General features: G+C 43.7%; 11 protein-coding genes. All 11 read left to right on the top strand.

Annotation, left to right across the window (positions count from 1 at the left end; translation table 11 throughout):
• Positions 1-200: 200 nt before the first annotated feature.
• The 11 genes from BACPLE_RS02575 to BACPLE_RS02525 all read left to right on the top strand — a co-directional run bounded on the left by BACPLE_RS02575 (position 201) and on the right by BACPLE_RS02525 (position 20,192).
• A complete protein-coding gene (locus tag BACPLE_RS02575; protein ID WP_007558657.1) occupies positions 201-1,682 on the top strand; it encodes an arylsulfatase in 1,482 nt (493 codons plus the stop codon).
• Between the two features lie 15 nt (positions 1,683-1,697).
• On the top strand, positions 1,698-2,942 hold the full coding sequence (locus BACPLE_RS02570; RefSeq protein WP_007558656.1) for a hypothetical protein: 1,245 nt from the start codon (positions 1,698-1,700) through the stop codon (positions 2,940-2,942).
• 6 nt (positions 2,943-2,948) lie between these two features.
• Positions 2,949-4,745, top strand: coding sequence for an SLC5 family protein (locus BACPLE_RS02565; protein WP_007558655.1), 1,797 nt, complete (start codon positions 2,949-2,951; stop codon positions 4,743-4,745).
• A 77-nt stretch (positions 4,746-4,822) separates the two neighbouring features.
• Positions 4,823-7,768 (top strand): glycoside hydrolase family 2 protein, encoded by a 2,946-nt coding sequence (locus BACPLE_RS02560; RefSeq protein WP_007558652.1) that lies wholly within the window; start codon positions 4,823-4,825, stop codon positions 7,766-7,768.
• Positions 7,769-7,778: 10 nt separating this feature from the next.
• Positions 7,779-10,352 (top strand): family 43 glycosylhydrolase, encoded by a 2,574-nt coding sequence (locus BACPLE_RS19835; RefSeq protein WP_316928350.1) that lies wholly within the window; start codon positions 7,779-7,781, stop codon positions 10,350-10,352.
• 94 nt (positions 10,353-10,446) lie between these two features.
• Positions 10,447-12,039, top strand: a complete 1,593-nt coding sequence (locus BACPLE_RS02550; protein ID WP_007558648.1) for a sulfatase family protein — start codon at positions 10,447-10,449, stop codon at positions 12,037-12,039.
• 18 nt (positions 12,040-12,057) lie between these two features.
• The gene (locus tag BACPLE_RS02545; RefSeq protein WP_007558646.1) at positions 12,058-13,605 is read left to right on the top strand and encodes a sulfatase; all 1,548 of its coding nucleotides are present in this window, start codon (positions 12,058-12,060) and stop codon (positions 13,603-13,605) included.
• Entirely contained in the window at positions 13,592-14,638 is a 1,047-nt protein-coding gene (locus BACPLE_RS02540; protein WP_007558644.1) for a nucleoside hydrolase-like domain-containing protein, read from the top strand. The genes BACPLE_RS02545 and BACPLE_RS02540 overlap by 14 nt, the downstream gene beginning before the upstream one ends.
• 38 nt (positions 14,639-14,676) lie before the next feature.
• Positions 14,677-16,113 carry a family 43 glycosylhydrolase gene (locus tag BACPLE_RS02535; RefSeq protein ID WP_081458092.1) on the top strand — a complete coding sequence of 479 codons (1,437 nt, stop codon included), beginning with the start codon at positions 14,677-14,679 and terminating at the stop codon, positions 16,111-16,113.
• A gap of 155 nt (positions 16,114-16,268) precedes the next feature.
• Entirely contained in the window at positions 16,269-18,419 is a 2,151-nt protein-coding gene (locus tag BACPLE_RS02530; RefSeq protein ID WP_007558641.1) for a BACON domain-containing protein, read from the top strand.
• A gap of 87 nt (positions 18,420-18,506) precedes the next feature.
• Positions 18,507-20,192 (top strand): glycoside hydrolase family protein, encoded by a 1,686-nt coding sequence (locus BACPLE_RS02525; protein ID WP_007558639.1) that lies wholly within the window; start codon positions 18,507-18,509, stop codon positions 20,190-20,192.
• Positions 20,193-20,250 lie beyond the last annotated feature (58 nt).

Raw genomic sequence — 20,250 nt, 5'->3', positions numbered from 1 at the left:
AAAAATACGCGCGATAGAAAGAAGGAATTTGTGTGCGTGTACGCATTTGTTAGCCTATCGTACGGTTGCCTTGATTGTCCGAATATTTCTGGATGATGTGTACAGAAAATACAATATGCTGTACAAAAGAAATAAAGTATACGCTTTATAATCGCTTCTTTTGTGAAGTTGAAAATCAAACACTTTAAATATTAATCGTTATGGATAGAAAAGTATACTGCGGAGCAATGCTTTTGGCATCAATCGTTTCTACCGGTTGCGCAGAGCAGAAAAAAGTAGAGGAACAGAAGCCTAATATTATCTATTTCTTAGTGGATGATATGGGAATGGGAGATTTAAGTCTTACTGGACAAAAGAAATATGAAACTCCTAATATCGACAAACTGGCGGCAGACGGTATGCTGTTTACCAATCATTATTGTGGAACAACCGTGTCGGGTCCGTCACGTGCATGCTTAATGACAGGAAAGCATACGGGACATACTTCCGTAAGAGGTAACCAGCCTGGACCGCAGCTTTTGGGCGACAACGAGGCTACTCTGGCCAGTGTGCTGAAAGGTGCCGGATATAAAACAGCTGTAATTGGGAAATGGGGCATTGGCCATCCGATTCCGCTGGATGATCCGCAGCGCAAAGGATTCGACCTTTCTTACGGCTATCTGAACATGTGGCATGCACACAACTGCTTCCCTGAATTCTTATATAGAAACGGAGTAAAAGAGGAACTTACCGGTAATAAGTTAGCTTTGGCAGAAGACGGTACCAACCCCTGGGCCGATATGCCGGAAGGTACCGGAGTGGCAAGAATGGATGCCCGTAAACAATATGCGCCGGATTTGTTTGAAAAGGAAGCCTTGAAATTTATTTCAGACAATAAGAAGAACCCGTTCTTCATCTATTATGCACTGAATTTACCTCATGCCAACAACGAAGCGGCTCCTAACGGATGTGAGGTTCCTTCGTACAATGCGGATATTGCTGCCAAAGACTGGCCGGAAGTGGAAAAAGGCTTTGCACAAATGATGCAGATTATTGATAAGCAGGTGGGTGATCTGGTGGCATACCTGGAAAAAGAAGGTCTAGCCGACAATACAATCATCATGTTTGCTTCCGACAACGGCCCTCACCAGGAAGGCGGGCACAAGGTTGATTTCTTTGACAGCAATGCAGATCTCAGAGGAAAGAAACGTGACATGTGGGATGGTGGTATCCGCACTCCGTTTATCGTAAAATGGCCGGGTAAGGTGAAAGCTGGTTCTACCAGCAACCATTTGTCGGCTTTCTGGGATGTGCTGCCTACTTTCTGTGACATCGCCAAAGTGGAAAAACCGGCAGGGATAGATGGTTTGTCACTGTTGCCTACACTGCTGGGTGATACTGCTAAACAAGAAAAACATAAATATCTGTATTTCGAATTCTATGAAGAAGGAGGAAAACAGGCTGTGGTAGCTGATAACTGGAAGTACATCAAATTGAATGTACGTCAGGGAAAGGGTGCAAAACCGGTAGAAACTTCTCTGTATCGTTTGACAGACGATGTGTCTGAACAGAAAGATGTCAAAGAAGAACATCCTGAAATGGTTGAAATTATGGAAGGCTATATAAAAGAAGGACATACGCCTTTCCCGGTAGTTTCATTGTTGCAAATGGACGGAAAAGAAACGAATATGTCACATGACTAATTCAGATACAACGATATGATGAAAGGTTTGTTTAGTTATGGATTATTAGCTATTGCTATGTGCATGGTTTCCTGCTCATCTGTGAAGATGGACAGGAAATCCTTAGCAGAAAGAGTGGATTCGCGTGATTATCCTTCCGCTTTTATGGCATGGTATAATATTGACATGCCGGAATATCCGGTTGATACGGAAGAAAATCGAATCAAAGCTTGTGCCAAGCATGACCTGATGTGGGAAGAACCGCTGAGCCAGCTGGGAGAAGGGGTAGATTTGATTTTAGGCCTTACATGGGATCATAAATATCACGGTCTTGCTACGGAGTTTACCAAGGAGAGTCTGTCACACGCATTAGAGAATCGCCGTCGGCTTCAGGAACTGAATCCGAATATGGTGTGTCTGTTCGAAGTGAGATGGCGGGATGCGCCGATGAGCTTCTTGCCGGAAGACAGTGACTGGTGGCTTCGTGATGAGAATGAAAACATCAAGAAGGGCTGGTTAGGAGGATGGGAGCCTTTCTATCTGCTTGACTATAAGAATGAAGGACTTCTTGACAATATAGCGCGTCAGGCTAAAATCGCAGTGGAATGCGGCGTTTACGATGGTATCATGCTCGACTGGAGCGGTAACCTGGAAGTCATCAAGCGGATTCGTAAGGCCATCGGAAAAGATAAGTTGATTATTGTCAATATACACGATGACATAGAAGACGGTATGAGGTATAAAGACTATATCAACGGGGCATTTATGGAGTTGAACCCGATAGATTCTCTCAGCATGCCGGTGGAAGGACTTAAACTGTATTCCAAGGAAGACGTGAACAAGCGTAATTGGAGTAAGATAGAAGAGGCACTGCAATATTATGAAGAGAATTTCCTGGAACCTCAGGTGAACTGTCTGGAAGTGTGGGGAAACCGGAAAGACTTGCGCAGAATGCGTGCCACTACGACTTTGGGCCTTACGATGAGTGACGGATATGTGCTGTATGGCGATCCGAATCCTCTGCCCACTCCAGACCATTATCATGACTGGTATTCATTCTATGATGTGAATTTAGGCAAGCCATTGGCAAAGGGACAGCGTCAGACGGACGGAAGCTGGAAAAGAGAATTTGAGGGAGGAACCGTGGTATATAATCCTTACGGGAATTCTGATGTGACAGTTGCTTTCGATAAAGAAATGAAGCGTGTGTCAGACAACTCTGTTGCATGCTCGTTCACTGTGCCACAGCGCGATGGTGATATTTTTGTACCTGTAAAATAATGTAATATGGATCTTCAACTGCTTGATTTTGTATCCTTTTTTGGGTATTTCTTTTTCTTGAGTTTTATTGGATGGTATGTAGGACGTAGCAAGAAACAGGCTGCATCCGACTATTTTCTGGCTGGTAAGACTCTTCCGTGGTATGTGGTAGGGAGTTCCTATATTGCAGCCAATATCAGTACTGAACACTTTTTAGGAATGATTGGAGCTGCGGTATTGTATGGAATTGTAGTGGCCACGCCAGAGTGGAGTGCTGTCATTGCATTCTCCTTTCTTATCTGGCTGTTTATTCCTTTTCTGCTGGGCTCAAAGGTGTATACCACACCCGAATTTCTGGAAAAGCGTTTTAATAAAGAAATACGCCTCTTGTTTGCCTTTATCACGATATTGGCAAATGTAACAGCTTTCATGGCTCCTGTAATTTATGGAGGCGGACTGATTGTAGAAGAAGCCTTAGGTTTCAATAAACTCATGGGACTGGATATTGCTTCCATTACAGCTGGATATATTCCTAACTGGGGATTGTTCATCTCTATCTTCTTGATTGCTTTTGCTTCTGGTGTATGGGCGATATGGGGAGGACTGAAGTCGGTGGCCTGGATGGATGTGCTTACCATTGTCATTATGGTTATGGGGGGACTCATGGTTACCTTCCTGGGTTTGTCGTACATTGGGGATGGAAGTATTGTAGACGGCTTTTCCCGAATGATTAATGTGAACCAGTGTCATGACGGATGGGCTTCTGAATGGTTGAATAAAAATGTGGTGAACATGCTGGCAGGTTCTGCGGAAGGCGATAGCTACAACCGCTTGTCGGTGTTGCAGCCAGTTAATCATACCACTACGCCCTGGACTCACTGGGTGTTCTCTTTCTTCTATATCGGTTTGTGGTACACAGTTATCAATCAGCACATGATTCAGAAAGTATTTGCTGCAAAAGACATCTACCATGCCAGAATGGGAATGGTATTTGCTTCCTTCCTGAAACTGCTGTTGCCGTTTATAGTGGTGGTTCCCGGTTTAATCTGGTTTGTGATGAAACCTGATTTCCTGTTCTCCAGCAACTGGTCGGTAATGAGTGAAGAGGCAAACAAAACTTATATTATGATGATTTCCAAGCTGGTTCCACCCTTTATGACCGGTTTGCTGTTGGCTGCTTTGTTTGGTGCTATTCAGAGTACTGTCAGCTCGGTGTTGAATTCTACTTCAACTATTTTTACCCTTGATTTTTACAAGCATTACGTGAACCGTCAGGCTACGGAAGCGCAGGAGGTAAGGGTAGGGAAATGGGCCGGTGCCATTATTCTTATTGTGTCTATCGCTTTGGCGGTATTGCTGGCCATGACGAAGATAAACATCTTTGTCTACATTCAGACCCTGTATACCTTTATTGCTCCTCCGTTCTCGGCCATCTTCCTGATAGGTATGCTTTGGAAGAAAGTTAACGGACAGGACGCTCTGACTGCGGTAATCGTGTCTTTTGTGGTCGGTATTCTGTTGAAGTATCTGGAATTCGGTCCTTTGGCCGATTCGCATACGGCTTTTGCACAGTTTGTCAAGCCTTTTGCCAACCAGGGACTGATTGTCTGGGCGGTAGCAATGGTTACCTGTATGGTTTCCGCTCATTTCACTCCTAAGCCGAAAGCCGAGCAGGTTTCTTCAGGTCTGGTGCTGAATTTGAAAGACTTGACTAACCTGAAGGACGGCTTAGGTAGCAAATGGTATAATTCAGTAGGTTTCTGGTGGGGTATTTCTTTTGCATTAATGGTTGTTCTTATCTTAAGTTTCAGCCTGATTTTTTAATTAAAGTTAGGTTTCTTGGCTGCCATGGTCACTGATAAAGTGGCTTTGGCAGCTACCTTTTTTAATCTTATAAGTATATGAAACACAAAAGATTATTTGCATTTTTCCTGTTTAGTTCTTTATTGTGGGCAAGTCTGCAAGCTCGACAGATAGATTTGTCCTTAAATGACTGGAGATTGTGGCTTGATAAGGAGGCCCCTGTCGTTGCAGATGCTTCCGCTCCCTTATGCGGATGGAAACAACTTCCTTTTCAGGGCAAACAGATTCGTATTCCAGCTACAGTAGAAGCATATTGTTGGGGAATGGAATCTGGTGAAAAGTTTGGATTGTCAGGAGATTATACTGGGGTTTCCTGGTTTAGTACCGATTTCTTACTGCCTCATATTAAAAGTAGCCAACGCCTGCTGCTGAAATTTGAAAGTGTACGATTCTGTGCTGAGGTTTTTGTCAACCAGAAATTTGTAGGAAAAGATGAAGCTTTTGGCACTCCATTTTATTTTGATATTACGGATTACGTGTTGGCCGGAAAGAAAAACTCGTTGGCGGTGAGGATAATAGATCCTGATGGAAATTTTACCTGGACTGATTTTAATCCGCATTTTTGGGGAGAGCGACGAATTACTCCGAGTCATGGATTTGGAGGAATAACCGGACGAGTAGAACTGGAGTGGGTAGACCCTAATTACATCAGTGATGTGTTCGTGCAAAATACTCCGCAGATAACTACCGTTTGTGCGAAGGTAAAGGTGGATAACCTGTTAAATCAGAAGTCTCCGGATGGGGAGTTACGCTTCCGCCTTTTCCCGGCTTCTGATGATAATCAGGTTTTATATGATAAAAGTATCCGTGTCAACGGAGATAAACTGGATGAGTATTATTCATTTGTCTTACAATATCCTAAAGCACAATTGTGGAGTCCGGAAAGCCCGAACCTCTATTGGCTTCAAATAGACTGGAATGGAAAGGATGGAAGCTCCCATTCGGTCCGGAAACGTTTTGGATTCAGGTGGTTTGAGATAAAAGACAGTAAAGATGGTCGTTATTTTCAGTTGAATGGGAAACGAATCGTATTGCGTACAGCTATTTCGTGGGGATTCTGGCCAGTGAATGGAATAATACCTACTCCCGAGTTGGCCGAACGTCAAATCAGGCTTGCAAAGGAGCTCGGACTTAATATGCTGAATTTCCATCGGGGAATAGGACAGACAGTGCTTTTAGATAAGGCCGATGAATTAGGATTGCTTTATTATGAAGAGCCGGGAGGATATAAAACAGGAGGTAATACCCGAGATGTATCGCTTCAGGCCTTGAATAGAGAGAGGTTTCTCCGGATGATGAAAAGAGACAGAAGTCATCCTTCGCTGATTATATACAATATGATTAATGAGATTTCCAACCGTCAGCCTCTTCCTTTTGAGATAGAAGATTTGAAATTATTCCATTCGCAGGATGAAACCCGGCATATCACTTATACTTCCAGCAATTTCTTTAAAGTATTGCATGGAGGAAAGTGTCCGGTCACTCCTTCACCTGTCAAGTCTTTTATGCGGCCTTATGATACGACTGTGTATCAGCAAGGTTGGTGGGATCAGCATTTCCCCGATGGCCCAGGGGTATATTGTGACCGTTTTTATAAAGGTCCCGGAGAAGGTATCTTCCGAAATTCGGATAATCTGCATGAAATTGTCATGTGGGGTGAAGAAGGGGCTATCGGAACTCCGCCCCGCTTACAGCTGATAAAAGAAGAAATCGAAAAGAATGGTAATCTTACTGGCTGGGATGGCGATGCATATTTAGCACAGTATGAAGCTTTTGATACTTTTCTAAAAACGCATCCGGATTTTCAGAAAGCATTCCCCGATGTAGATGCGTTTACCCGGTCTTTTGGTAATGTAGCGATGTATTATCAAGGACGGATTATTGAAAATATCCGTATTGGAAATGTGGTAGACTGTTATGCGGTCAATGGATGGGAGGAAACCAAGATTGAAAATCATTCCGGTATTGTGGATGCTTATCGTCATCCGAAAGGGGATACTCATATTTTGGCGCATTATAATCAACCTTTGTATGTGGCTGTCAAACTAAGAAACAAGGTGATGCAGCGAGGAGATACGGCCATAGCTGATTTCTATGTGGTGAATGAGAAGAACCTGAAAGGAAAGTATCGGTTGTCTGTAACATGCAGTGATAATAAAGGAGTTTTCTTTGAAAAGACTTATGCGGTAAAACTGGAAGGAGGAAATACGTATGGACAGTTGTTGGTGAAGGAGGTGAAAATTACTCCACGTGAGGAGGGATACACTGTGGTGAGGGCCTTCTTGTGTAAAGGTAACGAAGTAAAAGCCGAGGGAATGGATAAATTGTATGCGGTCGGTTTGCATGAAATGGACTCTTCGTTGGATGTTGCATTATTGGATGACAGTCTTGGACATACTTCGAATGCCCTGAAATCATCGGGCATTATTTTCCGTTCTTCTACTGCAAAAGAGATACTGAAATCTCATCCGGATGTAATTGTGATTGGAGCGTATGACCGTCAATTGGCTATGCCTGAAATTGAAGCCCGAAGCGAGCTGTTGGAATGGGTGAAGGCAGGAGGGAGACTCCTTGTTTTAGGAGATGCAGATAAAGTTTCAGCTTTTCTTGCTGAAAAAGAGGTGTTGGATTATCGTGGTTGTGTACCGTTGCGGACCGTTTGGTTCGGTGGAAATTATGCGGTAGCTAAAAACTTGTATTTCTCCGGCTTGCCTTGTAATACGGCATTCAACTGGGAGTATCAATCTCTGGCACAATACCATAAGCAGCGTAAGGCATTGCGTATTATGAATGGGAAATGTCTGGTAGCAGCGGTGGCGGAACATAAGCCTGAGGTCTTCTCTGCTCTTCATTCTTTAAAGATGGGAAAGGGAGAAATCATTTTGAGCACACTGGATATTGTGCGGGCTTTAAATCGGAGAGATGAAACTGCCAATGTGGTGGCCAGAAAATTGTTGATTAACTTAATGACTCTTCAGAATTAAAAATATGAGTATGAATACACGATTGTTACATCTCTTTGTAGGGCTATGTTTGGTTTTTCAGTTGCATGCCCTTACTACGTTCCGGAACCCGATTATTCCGGGATTTCATCCAGACCCTTCTATTTGTCGGGTGGGTGAGGATTATTATCTGGTTACCTCTTCTTTTGAGTGGTATCCCGGACTGCCCATTTATCATAGCAAGGATTTAATGCACTGGGAACAGATAGGACATGTGCTGGCCCGTCCCTCACAGTTGAATTTAAAAGCGGGATTGAAACATTCTGCCGGTTTGTGGGCTCCTAAGATAAGGTATCACGAAGGAGTATTTTATGTGATATGTACCGCGCAGCAGGCAGGAGGAAATTTTTATGTCACGGCGAAATCGCCTGCCGGACCGTGGTCGGAACCGGTATTCCTTAAGGATGCTCCGGGAATAGATCCTTCCTTGTTCTTTGATGATGACGGTACTTGCTGGTACACTGGTTCTATCAATGGAACTAAAAATCAGGACCGTTATCCCAATGAAGACCGTATTTACATCCAGAAATTAGATTTGCAGCAAGGGAAACTGGTGGGGGAACGCAAAGTTATTTCTACCGGACATGCCGTGAATGCTCCGTTTGCGGAAGCTCCTCATTTGTATAAAATAGGGAAAAAGTATCTTCTGCTGGTGGCAGAAGGAGGCACTTGGAATAACCATGCCGTTACGGCTTTTATGGCAGACTCGGTAATGGGACCCTATGTACCGGGCATTGCCAATCCCGTGCTTACCCATCGTTTTTTGGGAAAGCAGGCCGATATTACGACGGTGGGGCATGCCGATTTGGTTCAGACGCCGGAAGGTAAATGGTGGTCGGTGATGTTGGGAGTCCGTCCATTGGATGGCTTTACGATGCTGGGTAGAGAAACCTTCCTTACTCCGGTTGAGTTTCAAAACGGATGGCCGGTGTTTAATCCGGGTGTAGGACGTGTGTTATCGGTAGAGAAAGCAACGGGTATCCGCCCTCATCCTTTTCCTCTAGAGCCGGTAAGAGATGATTTTGACACACCGGAATTGCGTAATTGCTGGAACTTTCTTCGTACTCCTTATACTCGCTGGTTTGAGTTGGCAGACGGCAAGCTGATGCTGCAATTGCGTCCGGAGTCGGTTAAAGAGCCGGTCAACCCTTCGTTGATAGCACGACGGATACAGCATTTTAATTTTACCGCCTCTGCTATGATGCATTTCAAACCAGCGCGTGAAGGGGAGGAAGCCGGTCTGATTCTTATGCAGAACGGGGCTAATCATTATCGGCTGGTGAAACAACGTCGGCACGGAAAGGATAGTTTGCTGTTGTATAAGGTTGATAAAGGAAGGCAGATGGTAATGGCTTCCCTTCCTTATAAGGATAAGCAAGTTTGTCTGTGGGTGGTAGCACAGGGTAAAAGCTATCGTTTTTATGTGGGCAGTCAGCCGGAAAAGATGATGGCACTGGGTGAAGCGCAGGATGCCACGATTAACAGCAGCAACCATGCAGGTGGCTTCATCGGTCCGTTTATTGGAATGTATGCCAGCAGCAACGGGCAGAAGTCAGGAAACAAGGTCTCTTTTGACTATTTTGAATATAAGGAAGGTGCCGCATTCCCTCTTCAGGTAAGAAAACATTCGCTTCATGAGATTGCGGTGCGCGACCCTTATATTTTTCCGGATGAAAAGACGCAGACCTATTATTTGTATTGTGCTACCCGGCAGAAAGCAGACCGCCCGAATGGAAAGCATGGCTTGAAGATGTATAAAAGTCGGGACTTGAAAACGTGGGAAGGTCCTTACATGGTATATGAGTCAGTGGATAGTGAGTGGGCAGATGCTTCTCATGGCATCTGGGCTCCAGAAATGCATGAATATAAAGGGAAGTATTATTTGTTTGCTACGTTCACCAATGAGAAGTCACCCCTTCCGCAACAATTTCCCGGTCGTCCGTTCTTACACCGGAGAGCAACTGCCCTCTTGGTGGCAGATACGCCTGAAGGACCTTTTGTGCCGTTGACGGGTAAGCCTCACACTCCAGCTGATTGGATGTCGCTCGATGGCACATTATATGTAGAAAACGGAAAACCATATATGGTGTTCTGCCATGAGTGGACGCAAGTGACAGACGGCACGATGGAACTGTTGCCGTTGTCGGAGGATTTGTACACGCCAGAAGGAACCCCGGTGACGATGTTCAGGGCAAAAGATGCTTCCTGGGTACAATCGTTGGATATGTATAAGGGCAAGGAAGTGGAAGGCTACGTGACCGACGGCTGCTTCCTGCACCGCAATGCCAATGGAAAGCTGATTATGCTCTGGTCCAGTTTCGGACCGGGAGGATATGCCGTGTCTACGGCCGTGTCGGTTTCGGGCAGTATCTGGGGGCCCTGGAAGCACAGGCCTTCTCCTCTGTATGGGGAACATGGAGGACATGCCATGTTGTTCAAGACTTTCGACGGACGTTTGATTATGACACTTCATTATCCCAATGGCGGAGCAGAGCCTCACGCACGTTTTTTCGAGATGAAGGAGTCGGATGATACGCTTGAAATAGTGCGAGAGCTGGATTTATGACACTTCTGAACAAATGAATCAAAACTGTGAACGCGGCGTACAATAGTTGTATGGCCGCGTTTCTACTTTTGAGGGAGTTTAATAGACTTTCGATATGAAAAATACACTTTGGTTGACATCTGTGGCTGTTTGTACGGCAATAAACATGTATGGGAAGGAATGTACAGAGTCTGCTCGTACAGACGCTCGTCCTAATATTTTGTTTTGTCTGGCCGATGATGTGTCTTTTCCTTTCTGGGGAGCATACGGGTGCAAGTGGGTACGGACTCCGCACATAGACCAACTGGCTTCTCAAGGTACGCTGTTCATGAATGCTTATACCTGTAATGCAAAGAGTGGGCCCAGCCGTTCGTGTATATTGACAGGACGAAATTCCTGGCAGTTGGAAGCAGCCTGTAATCATTTTGCCTTTTGGCCGTCGCAGTTTAAAACATTTGCAGAGGTAATGCGCGAAAATGGCTATGTGGTAGCTAAAACAGGAAAAGGTTGGGCACCGGGCGATCCGGGACAAATAAATGGGAAAAGACGTGAACTGATAGGGCCGTCATTCGACCGTATCAAACTGACTCCGGCCACTCCGGAAATCTCGAATATTGACTATGCAGCCAACTTTGCGGAATTCATTGATACGAGGGATAAATCGCAGCCTTTCTTTTTCTGGTATGGGTCGCTGGAACCCCACCGCTTCTATGAATACGGAAGTGGGGTTAATAAAGGAAATTACCGTACTACGGATATAGACCGGGTTCCACCTTACTGGCCCGATTGTGAAGAAACGCGGAATGACATGCTCGATTTTGCTTTTGAACTGGAGCATTTTGATGCCCACTTGGGAAAGATGGTAGAAAAGTTGAAGGCAGAGGGGTTGCTGGATAACACCATTATCGTGGTGACGGCTGATAACGGCATGCCTTTCCCGCGTATAAAAGGACAGGCGTATCATATCTCCAACCATTTGCCGATGCTGGTGTACTGGCCTAATGGGATTCCACAGAAGGGAGTGAAGAATTTTGATTTTGTCAATTTCATCGACCTGGCACCTACTTTTTTGGAGGTAGCAGGAATAGACGGTGAGGCAAAAGGTATGCAGCAGATAGAAGGCAGAAGTATGCTTTCGTTGATAAAATCAGGAAAAAGCAAATATGACTCATCCCGTAATCATGTGCTGATAGGGAAGGAACGGCACGATATAGGTCGTCCTGATGATGCCGGTTATCCTATCCGGGGAATCGTAACCGAGCGGTATCTCTATGTCTATAATTTCGAGCCAGACCGCTGGCCGGCAGGCAATCCAGAAACAGGTTATCTGAACTGTGACGGAGGAGCCATTAAGACAGAATTGATAAAAGATGGTAGAACAGAGACGCATAAGTTCTGGAGCCTGAATTTTGGGAAGCGTCCGCAAGAGGAACTTTATGACATTGTAAAAGACCCTGACTGCATGCACAACCTGATTTCCTCGGACGAAGGACGAAAAGTGGCCGATAAACTCCGGAAACAGATGTTTGAGGAATTGAAATCTCAGGGGGACCATCGCATGGAGGGTGATGCCGGTTATTATGAGCGCATGCCCTATTGCGACAAAAATCACCGGGATTATTATAACCGTTTGCAGAAAGGAGAGAAGCTGAGATTCCCAGGATGGATTTTTCAGTCGGATGTAGATACGTCACATTTAAATAAGTAACCAATTAAAAGTATTACAATGAACAAGAATTTGCTGATAGGAATTGCAGCCACGCTGATGCCGGCATGGATGCAAGCGCAGAGTGAAAAGCCGAAGAATGTGCTTTTTATTGCAGTGGATGATTTGAATGACTGGGTGGGATTCTTGAAAGGACATCCTAATACCCGTACACCCAATATGGATCGTCTGGCTGCCATGGGAATGGTGTTTGAGTCGGCTTATTGTGCGGCTCCGGTTTCCAATGCTTCACGTGCCGCACTTCTTTCCGGTTTTCGTACTTCTACTACCGGAGTTTATGGGAATGCCGAATTTATGCGTGAATCTCCGGTATTGAAGGATGCTGTGACTTTGCCGAAGTATTTTTCGAATCATGGATACTATTCGATGGCGCGCGGCAAGATTTTTCATCAGCCGATGGGGCCTTGGGGAGACCCACAGTCGTGGGACAGTCAGGAAAATTTAGGTGGTTTGTCGCTGAATCCTCCTCGGCAGAAAGGAAAACAAGCCAATGGATTGGAAAAGCAGACCACTGGAGGAGCTGTGGTGCTTGACTGGGCGGGAGTCGATGTAGATGAAACAAAAACTAACGACTACCTGAATGCGCAGTGGGCTGCTCAAGAACTCATGAAAAAACATGACAAACCGTTCTTTATGGCTTGTGGTATTTTCCGTCCGCATCTTCCGTGGTATGTACCTCAGAAATACTTTGACCGTTTCAAACTCGAAGATATTCAGTTACCTAAGCAGGACCCGATGGAAACTATGGAAAAACTTTCTCCACGAGCTTTGTCGATGACTGGATATAACAAGCCCGAGCATGAGTTTAATATTCTGAAGAAGTATGGCATGGAGAAAGAGGCGGTTCGTGCCTATCTGGCTTGTATCAGTTATGCAGACGATTGCATTGGTCAGATTGTGGATGCGCTGGAAAAGAGTCCGGAAAGAGACAATACCATTGTGGTGTTCTGGGGTGACCATGGATGGCATCTGGGCGAAAAGATGCGTTATCGTAAATTCTCGTTGTGGGACCGTTCCTGCCATGTGCCGATGATTATTGTGGCTCCGGGCGTAACAAAGCCGGGAAGCGTGTGCAAACAACCGGTCAGTTTATTGGATTTGTATCCAACGCTGGTTTCCCTGGCGGGTTTACCTGCTAATCCGCTGAACGAAGGTAATGACATTACCCCTTTACTACAGAATCCGAATGCACATTGGACGAAGCCGGCCATTACTACACTGGCACAGAACGAGCACTCTATTTGTGATGGTCGTTATCGTTATATTATCTATCGGGATGGTTCGGAAGAACTTTATGACCACAAACACGATCCTTTGGAGTGGAAGAACCTGGCTGCAGATAAGAAGTATGCTGATGTAAAGGCACATCTGAGAACTTTCATTCCAAAAGTGAACGTGCCTAGCATCGGTAAGTCTCACATTTCCAAATCGGCAGATGAAAAACCGGTGAAAACTCGTAAGGGAAAAAGATTGACTTCATCGCTGGATATAATTGAACAGGAATGCATTGAATATAATAAATACCTTGGATTTAATGATTATGAATAAACTGGTAGTTTGGCTGGCAGTATGTCTGAGTGGAATCTCTTCCGCCCTTTATGCCGATACAGGAAAGCCTGTGGTATGGATTTATACTGATATGTCTGATAAGAGCATTCCTGGACCAAATAAAGAAGGTACGGTGAATGATCCGGACGACATTTCGGCCATGGCCGGGTATTTGTTATTGGCTGATTGTTTTGATACGAGGGGTATCGTGGTGGCCAGTACTCATCGGAAACAACATGCTACGTCCGGTAATCAAGCAGAGTGGGCACAGCATTATTTGGGCGAAGCCTATGCAGCCGATGTGGTAAATCTTAAGAAAGTATATCCCGATTTCCCAGATTCCATCTCGTTTACTCAAAGTTGTATCAAAGAGAGTGCGGAGCGCTTTGATTACAAGAAAGATTATGCGAAAATCCTCGACCGTTATCCTACAGTTACTTCTCTTTTAGATTTGTTGCAGCATGAAAAAGATACGGTGAACGTGCTTTGCTGGGGTTCTTTGACCGAACCGGCCATCCTGGTCAATGCCTGTCTTCATTCCGGGCGTGCCTATTTGCTGAAGAAAGTCCGTTTTATTGCTCATTGGACGGATTCTTCTTTGCACCAAGGCAGTCCGGAACATCCGGAGAATGTAGCCAATTGCAGAGATGATGCTTCGGCATGCAGTTATTTGAAAGCGATGGCCGCAGAGGGAAAAATCTTGTTTTATGAGTTAGGTGCTATCGGACAGCACGGCATTGTGAGTGGCAGTCCACGAGGAAAAAACTATTTCAATCAGTTCCACAAAAGTCATTTGGGTAAAATCTTTGCCACTGGGAAATATGCATTTAATACGGTGGATGATTCCGATAGCGCCACCTATTATGTGTTGTTAGGACGGTGGGGAGTTTCGCTTTGTGATGTGGCTTCTGATGGAACAAACAATCCGGAAGTGGAAAAAGCCAATGAAAAGAAATTCTTTCAGGAAGCTGCTGCTATCCGGGCAGAACTGCTGAAGCGTTCAGATGTGGCTGCCGGAAAAGGTTCAGAATGAATTCAATTATCTTTTAAATACCATTTAAACATTAATCAATGAAAAAACGATTTTTATTTTTGTCCGTGTGCATGGCTTTGGCTGGTTCTATGGGCGCACAAGTAAAGAAGAATGTAAACACCGACCCTTATCCTTACGGTAATCCGGTGATACGTCACATGTATACTGCCGATGCAGCTCCACATGTGATGCCCGACGGACGGGTATGGATGATTACCTCAGTAGACCACGAGAATGGAGGCGGATATTCTACGATGCATTGCTATCATGCTTTTTCTTCGTCCGATATGGTGAACTGGACTGATCATGGAGAGATTTTCCACGTGAACGATATTCGTCCGAAGGATGCGCCGGCTTCAGACAAGTGGGCAGTATGGGCACCTGACTTTATCTATAAAGACGGTAAGTATTATCTGTATATTCCTATTCGCATTCAGCATGGAGCGGAGTCTTCACAGGAAAAACGCAAAGTAACAGCTTATCTGGCAGTTGCGGAAAGCAACTCGCTGACCGAACGTTTCAAGGTGCTGACTCCTCAAATAAAGGAAACAAGAGGAATTGACCCGGCGGTGTTCCGCGATACAGATGGCAAGATTTACCTGTACTGGGGCAGTCACATGGCTGCGCAGTTGAAAGACAACATGTATGAGTTTGTCGGAAAACCAGTGAAACTGGAAGTCGATACAGACCGCTTTATGGAAGCCATCTGGATGAACAAGCACGACGGAAAGTACTATCTTTCGTATCATACAAAATACGGCAATAAAATTGACAAGAATCATCCGGATGACCCGAACCGTAAGCCTTCTGAACTGGCTTATTCTGTAGGTGATTCTCCTATGGGGCCCTTCAAATATGGAGGAGTGATGAACTACGAGTTGGGAGTAGGTGTGAAAAATGGTCCGAATTTGCCGGGATATGACTATGTGCCTTGGCGTTTGACACAGTCGAACCACGGAGGTATTGTAGAATATCATGGTCAGGAATATTTGTTTTATCATACATCAGCTCTTTCTTCCTGGCGTCAGGACCGTTTTCAGGGACCGGGCACCTGGACACAGCGCTCTGTGTGCATAGACGAATTGAATTACAGGAAAAACGGAAGCATCGTGCCGGTGAAGCAAACCATTGAGGGAGTTGCTGCGGTGAAAATCAATCAGCCGGCTGTGGTGAATCTTTCTTTGAAGCAGGCATCGCTTGCGGATGGTGAATCTGCATCGGTTTCCAATGTCAATCTGGGTACGGGTTATTATTATTTCAGTGCGGAAGTTTCCGGAGTGACAGCTCCTTTGAAAATAGAAGTACGCACAGGGGCAACCGATGGAAAACTGCTGGGTACGTTGCTCGTGAAAAAAGACGGCTATGTGGATACTTCTCTTATCGATGCCAATGGAAAACAGACTATTTTCTTAAAAGCTGTAGGGGGCAATGTCCAGATTTCAGCGTGCAGCTTCTTTGCGGGAAATGTTGAATAAAGTACGCTACAGAGGGCTTTGTAAGGGGATAAGGCCCTCTGTACAAATGGAACAATAGTGCGGATGAATGAACAAATTCGTTTATGGTATTTGGCATTTCTTTGCACATCGAAAGAACTCGTTAATACTATGTAATAACTAAAAAACATGTGATCATGAACAAAACATTTTTCAAATCAATTTTTTTCATGGGACTGGTGGCCTGCATGTTTTCATGCAAGGATGATGATTCGCCTCTTGACGGAGGAAACACTCCTCAAGGGGTTAATGTCAGATTCGACTATTCTCAGGCTAAATTAGGTAGATCTCAGGGCTCTTCTGCAACGCTGAACGGTTCGTCCGATGCAGACTGGACGATTGAAGTAGAAGAAGGTGATTTTTTCTCTGTAGAACCAATGAGCGGGACTGCGGGTGATTTTACGCTCACAGTAACAGCCAATAAGGGAAATACATCGACTGAAAAGGTGTATTCCAAGTTTATTTTTAATGCTTCCGGCAGAAAATATCCTGTTACAGTCATTCATCTGGAAGATGAAATTCGCCTGGAACCTTCTTATGAGGCTGAAACGGTGTTTAGTTTTGATCAGGAGGGTAATTTGTTATCCCCAGATTTGAATGTAAAGGCTTTCACAGCTACTTCTAACATTGAGTGGACAGTAAAAACCGTGAATGAAGCCGATTCTTGGATTAATGTAGGTCCGGAAGTGGGTGAAAAAGGAGAAAATCTTCCTATTGATGTAAATGTTGAAAAGAATCAGTTTGCAAAAGAGCGTACTGGAAAATTTGAAGTGCGTGTTCCGGAAGGTACATCGTTTCAGTATACCGTGACTCAGGCTGCAGCAGCTTTGAATTATGCAATAAAAGATGGAGATTCGGAATTAAACAATCAAACAGGTGTGACTGGACTTGACGGGGCCGGAGAAACTCATACCATTACACTTTTGGCGAATGCAGACTGGACAATTACGCCTGCTAATGATGCAGCCTGGTTGAAATTTGAGCCGTCAGCGGGTGAAGCTTCTTTAGAGTCAGTAGAAGTGAAAGTCATTGTAGAGCCGAATGATGATATGAATGCGGGTCGTGAAGCTTCATTTACGGTAACTTTTAGTGATAAATCTGCAACGGCTTTGAAAATCTCTGTACAGCAAGATAAAGGAGAAATGCCGGAAGAAGTGGGTAAGTTAAAAGAGTTGGAAACAGAACTGGAAGGTAATAATGCTGGTGCTTTGAATTGGTCTGAAGAGGCTGATTATAACAAATGGACTGGCGTTAAGTTTGAAGCAGGTAAACTGGTTGAACTTAGTCTTGCAAGTAAAGGGCTTAATGGTTATATCCCTGCAGCAATTGGACAGTTTACTTCTTTGAGAGTGCTTGATTTATCGAATAATGACTTGAAGGCAACCCTTGGCCTGGAGGATGTTACACACCCCGATGGAACTAAGGCATATACTCCTGCAATTCCGGTAGAATTTAAGAATCTAAAAGAGTTGAAGTCATTTAAACTAAGTGGAAATAACATATCCGGAACATTCCCGAGTGATTTAGTAAATCATCCACATTATCGTGACTGGGCCGCAATGCAAAATATATATCCACAAAAAGGTGATAATGCAGATATCTCTTATGATGCTACTAAAGCAGTACGTTATACAGGACCTGATCCTTCTACATGGAAATTAAAATTGACTCAGGTAGGTATCCTTCGTGCAATGTATCATGCAATGGGAGGTGAAAACTGGAAAGGTTATAATGCAGACGGCAGTGATATTGCATGGCTAAATGAGGAAGTTGTTTTGGCTAAGGGACAAGCTGGAATAAATGCTGTAAATGCTACAGGTGTTGTTACTGACTTTAAATTGGATGCTTCCGGAAGTACAGTTGGAGGCCAGATTCCTGAGGAATGTCTGATGAATAAATCCTTAGCTAAATTTCAGGTAAATAATACAGCTAATTGTGGATTCGCATTAACAGGCAGTATTCATCCCTTGATTCTCCAAAGATTAAAATATCTTTCATTTAATAATCATAGTTTTGATATGGACATCAACTTTATTTTGTCCAATTTGAATAATAAAGTGGTGAATGTATTATTCCAAAATAGCAAGACTATTGACGGGGAAATTAATACCGACTATTTGGAGGTGGATGGCACTATGCAAGCTGGAAAATTAAATTTTGCAGGAACATCTATTACAGGAACGGTAAAAGTAGATGACATCAAGTCTGCTTTTAAGGCAGCAGATCAATCTAAGGTTACTGTGGAAGAAATGAAGAAATATTTCCCTTCAACAGTAATAGTACAATAAATCTATTAATTAAAATTTTATGGAGTGTACACCTGAATGAAATGTGTATACTCCATATACTAAGTGTAATCTAAAAAAACACATCTCATGAGAATTTATAATTTTAATATATTGACTCTCTTGGCTGTACCATTCTTTTTATCGTGTAATGATTCATTAATTGATGACTATATATCTACATTGGAAGGAAATACCTCGGGAAAGGGAGAAAAGGAACCGGTAGAGGTACTGGCTACCTATGACTGGCCTACAGAAGAAGGACAAGCTAAAATTTCTACACACTATGAAGTGTATGTAACATTGGAGGGAGAGGAAGAAAAACCTCTGGAAGTACTTCAGTCTGATCCGATTGTAAATAATATACAGACAGATGGAACCCCGGGTGAAGATCCTCAAGCAGCTAAAACAAAGTTAAGAACTTTTTCATTTGTGAATGTGTCATACGATGAAACAAATGGTAAGTCGCTTACTTTCCGTGTAGTAAGTAAAGACGGGTATACAAATCCAGAACTGGCTCCAAAAAGTTATGGAATAAATGCAGAAAATTCTGGAAACTCTGTAGTCTTTACAGTGGATAAGGCAAATCGTTATATTGCAGTAAACTTTGACTCACCGGAGAATAAAGTGAAATACAATGAGAACTACGAATGGATAAAAGACATGCTGATGATATTCGTAGATCCAGCAGAGACAGTTAAGCCTAATCCTGCGACTCAGAACGTAGTGTATTATTCTGATGAAGTAAGTGATGCGGAACTTTCTGCTGCGGACGTGATTTATTTTAAGCCTGGTTATTATAATTTGAAGAATAATCCGACAGGAAATATGATAAACTCAGAAGGTGGACTGACACTGACCTCTAATCAGCAGTTGTATCTTGCCGGTGGAGCCTTTGTTGAAGGACATATTCTGAGAAGAAACTATGGAGACACTAATCAGCGTTTTTATGGAAGAGGTATTCTTTCCGGTCGTCAATATACTTGGATGCCTGGAGCAAGTGAGGAAGACGGCCGGTTAAAAGAACTTGTAACTGGAGGAGTGAATACAGTCTTTAGTGGTATTATGATTATGGAATCTCCTAATCATGGAATTGTTTCCAGAAATGACTGTACCTTCGAGAATGTAAAAATGTTGGGCTGGCATGCCAATAACGACGGATTCAGACCAGGAAATAACTCAACGATAACCAATTGCTTCTTGAGAGCATGTGATGATTTCTTTTATAATTATTCATTGAATGTGTCTGATTGTGTGTTGTGGCCAGCATGGAATGGCAGTATCATGACTAATGGATGGGCTGGCATTGATATAGGAGGATCGCACGTAGAGAATATAGACATTATTTATCCGGAATGGTTTAGTTTGCTTAATAACAAGGGATTGTTAATGTCTCAAAATGACTATTCTTACAATCCGCCAGCAGGGGCTAGAACTACGACATTCAAGAATATACGTTTTGAAGGTAAAATTCCTGGTTTTGTTAATCTTAAACCTAATTCAAATGGTGTTGGTCAGCTGACGAATGAAAGTGAGTTAGGCTGGATGGGAGATGTGCTGTTTGAAGACATATTTATCAATGCACACCAGGAAGGCTCAAAGAATATTATACGAGGAGCAGAAAATGCTGTTAAAGATGTCGCAAATTCTACCTGGTGGGTAAGAGATATTACTTTCCGTAACGTCATGATTGGTGATGTTAAACTTACGAACGAGAATAAGGATAATTGGTTCACTATTGATTCAAAAACCACACAGAATATCGTTTTTGAGTGATTTTAGTTCGTGTTTTGAACAAGAAGACAAAAAGTGTGTATAAAATAAATAATCCAAC

The organism is Phocaeicola plebeius DSM 17135 (assembly GCF_000187895.1).
GTDB classification, from domain to species: domain Bacteria; phylum Bacteroidota; class Bacteroidia; order Bacteroidales; family Bacteroidaceae; genus Phocaeicola; species Phocaeicola plebeius.
Note: the sequence above shows the minus strand (reverse complement) of the source record. Positions and strands in the feature narration are given on the sequence as shown.